Genomic DNA, 546 nt, shown 5'->3' with positions numbered 1-546 from the left:
CGGGCGCATAGTGTGGCTGCACATGAAGTTGCCCCTGCTGGGCCCCGTGTCGGTCACCGGCTTTCAGAACGCGTGGTTCTTCCTGTTCCTGCTGGCCGTTCTGCTGGTCCTGGGCATCTACGTCGTGCTGCAGTTCGCCCGCCGCCGCCGCGTCCTGCGGTTCGCCAACATGGAGGTGCTGGAGCGGGTCGCGCCGGCGCGCCCCAGCCGCTGGCGGCACGTGCCGACGATCCTGTTGGCCACGTCGCTGGTGCTGCTGACCACCGCGATGGCCGGGCCGACGTCCGACGTCCGGATCCCGCTCAACCGGGCTGTCGTCGTGCTGGTCATCGACATGTCGCAGTCGATGCGGGCGACCGACGTCCCGCCGAACCGGCTCAAGGCCGCCGAGGAGGCGGCCGGCCAGTTCGCCAGTCAGCTCACGCCGGGCATCAACCTGGGCCTGGTCGGCTTCGCCGGCACGCCATACCTGCTGGTGTCGCCCACCCCGCAGCACCAGGCGACGATCGACGCGCTCAAGAAGCTCGACTTCGCCGACAGCACGGC

The 546-nt window shown here is 70.0% G+C and carries 1 protein-coding gene; it reads left to right on the top strand.

The genetic code is table 11. The features are described 5' to 3' along the window. Window positions 1-22: 22 nt before the first annotated feature. On the top strand, window positions 23-546 hold a 524-nt coding region (locus A9X05_RS06515; RefSeq protein ID WP_156736514.1), incomplete at its 3' end, for a VWA domain-containing protein.

Origin of the sequence: Mycobacterium sp. E3298 (assembly GCF_001666895.1) — a bacterium.
Taxonomy (GTDB): domain Bacteria; phylum Actinomycetota; class Actinomycetes; order Mycobacteriales; family Mycobacteriaceae; genus Mycobacterium.
Note: the sequence above shows the minus strand (reverse complement) of the source record. Positions and strands in the feature narration are given on the sequence as shown.